Raw genomic sequence first — 2,536 nt, 5'->3', positions numbered from 1 at the left:
GGCCGTATGGGTCCTGGACGTCACCGAACGCAAGTGGACCCGGGTGGACACCGGGCCTGTCGTCGCGGCCAACACCGCGGGCGAGGGTTCCCCTCTGCTCGTCCTGGAGAGCGACGGCTCGCTGCACGGCTACGACATCGCCAGCGGCAAGGAGAGCGCACGGACCAAGCGCCTCCTGACCGGAGAAGCCGCGACCGGCACCGGCTCCAGCGCCCCCGTCATCGAGATCGACCGCAGCCGCGCCTACGTCAATGATCCCCGGGGCAAGAAGGTCTCCGAGATCGACTACAACGACGACCTGCGCGTGGCACGCTCCTTCGACCTGGACATCGAGCCGGTCCTCATGGCGGAGACCGGCCGATGAGCCGGGCCGCGGCGAAGCAGCGCGTACGGGTGGGCGCGGCACGGCTGCGCAGCCTGATCGTGGGCCTGCTCGCCCTGGTGACGGCCGCAGCCGCCTCCGCCTGCACCACCGGCGAGGATCAGCCGAGAATCGTGGTGACCACCAACATCCTCGGTGACATCACCCGGCAGATCGTCGGCGACGAAGCCGATGTCACCGTCCTGATGAAGCCCAACGCCGACCCGCACTCCTTCGGCCTGTCGGCCGTGCAGGCCGCCCAGCTGGAACGGGCCGATCTGGTCGTCTACAACGATCTGGGTCTTGAGGAGAACGTCCTGCGGCACGTGGACGCCGCTCGCGAGTCCGGCGTCGCCACCTTCGCGGCCGGCGATGCGGCCGACCCGCTGACATTCCACACGTCCGACGACGGCGGCCCCGCAGACGAGGCCGGGCAGCCCGACCCGCACTTCTGGACCGACCCGGACCGGGTGCGCAAGGTCACCGGACTGATAGCCGACCAGGTGGTCGCGCACGTCGACGGCGTGGACGACAGCGCGATACGCGCCAACGCCGACCGCTACGGCGACGAACTCACCGACCTGACCGCCTGGATGGAGAAGTCCTTCGACCGGGTTCCCGACAACAGGCGCGCGCTGGTGACCAACCACCACGTCTTCGGCTACCTCGCCGACCGCTTCGGCTTCAAGGTGATCGGCGCGGTCATCCCCAGCGGCACCACGCTGGCCTCACCCAGCTCATCCGACCTGCGCTCGCTGACCCTGGCGATGGAAAAGGCAGGCGTACGCACCGTGTTCGCCGACTCCTCACGGCCCGCACGGCTCGCCGAGGTCCTGCGCGCGGAGATGAGCGGCCGGGTCCAGGTCGTCGAGCTGTACTCGGAGTCGCTGACCGCGAAGGGCGAGGGCGCCGACACCTATCTGCGGATGATGCGCGCCAACACCACCGCCATGACCGACGGCCTGACCGCCGCCGGGGACGGCTGACCTCCCGAACGGCGGCACACACCGGCCGACCGGGCGAAGAACCCCGCACACCACTGCCGCCACCGCGCGGCAAGAGAAGGGATACCGATGAACAAGTCCATACGCAGCAGAGCCCTCACGGGGACGGCGCTCGCCCTGGCGGTTGCCACGGCTCTGACCGCCTGCGGAGGGGAGAACACCTCTTCCGGTGCCAAGGCTGCGGACAGCGCGACCGACACGCCCGCCGCGGTCAAGGACCCGTTGGTCGCCAGCTTCGACGGAGGCCTGTACATCCTGGACGGCAAGAGCCTGGAGGTGGCCAAGACCATCAAGCTCCCCGGCTTCAACCGGGTCAACCCGGCCGGCGACAAGGACCACGTGGTCGTCTCCACCGACACCGGCTTCCGCGTGCTCGACGCCGCCGGCCAGGCCTTCACCGACATCGAGTACAAGGGTGCCAAGCCCGGCCACGTCGTGCGTCACGCGGGCAAGACGGTGCTCTTCACCGACGGCACCGGAGAGGTCAACGTCTTCGACCCCGCCGACCTGGGCGCAGGCAAGAAGCCGGAAGGGCGCACCTACGCCTCCGCCGAGGCACATCACGGCGTGGCCATCGAACTGGCCGACGGCGAACTCCTCAGCACCCTGGGCACCGAGGAGAAGCGGACCGGCACGCTGGTCCTGGACAAGAACAACAAGGAAGTCACACGCAACGAGAAGTGCCCCGGCGTCCACGGGGAGGCGGCAGCCCGGGACGAGGCCATCGCCGTCGGCTGCGAGGACGGCGTACTGATCTACCAGGACGGCAAGTTCACCAAGGTCGACGCCCCCGACGACTACGGCCGCATCGGCAACCAGGCCGGCAGTGACGCCTCGCCGGTCCTGCTGGGCGACTACAAGACCGACCCGGAGGCCGAGCTGGAGCGGCCCACCCGCGTCTCCCTCATCGACACCGAGAAGAAGAAGCTCCATCTGGTCGACCTGGGCACCAGCTACTCCTTCCGCTCGCTGGCCCGCGGCCCGCAGGGTGAGGCACTGGTCCTGGGCACGGACGGCGCGATCCACGTGATCGACCCGGCGAGCGGCAAGGTCGAGAAGAAGATCCCGGCCGTGGGCAAGTGGCAGGAGCCGCTGGACTGGCAGCAGGCCAGGCCCACCCTGTTCGTCCGCGGCAACACCGCCTACGTCTCCGACCCCAGCAAGAAGGCCC

The 2,536-nt window shown here is 69.4% G+C and carries 2 protein-coding genes and 1 pseudogene; all 3 read left to right on the top strand.

Translation table 11 applies throughout. The annotated features are described in order from the left end of the window. Positions 1-364, top strand: a pseudogene (locus tag ACQKIP_RS45050) (hypothetical protein); the annotation flags it as partial. Further along, a complete protein-coding gene (aztC, locus tag ACQKIP_RS45045) occupies positions 361-1,347 on the top strand; it encodes a zinc ABC transporter substrate-binding protein AztC (protein ID WP_365864311.1) in 987 nt (328 codons plus the stop codon). The pseudogene ACQKIP_RS45050 and the gene aztC, both read left to right, overlap by 4 nt. An 87-nt stretch (positions 1,348-1,434) precedes the next feature. Continuing rightward, positions 1,435-2,536: zinc metallochaperone AztD (aztD, locus tag ACQKIP_RS45040; RefSeq protein ID WP_427745652.1), on the top strand; the 1,102-nt coding region annotated here is incomplete at its 3' end.

Origin of the sequence: Streptomyces sp. NPDC059900 (genome assembly GCF_050270335.1) — a bacterium.
Classification (GTDB): Bacteria; Actinomycetota; Actinomycetes; order Streptomycetales; family Streptomycetaceae; genus Streptomyces.
The sequence above is the reverse complement of the archived record's forward strand: the minus strand, read 5'-3'. Positions and strand labels throughout refer to the sequence as shown.

Coding starts and splice junctions, on each gene's coding strand:
- aztC (WP_365864311.1), top strand. CDS start 361: ATGAGCCGGGCCGCGGCGAAGCAGCGCGTACGGGTGGGCGCGGCACGG.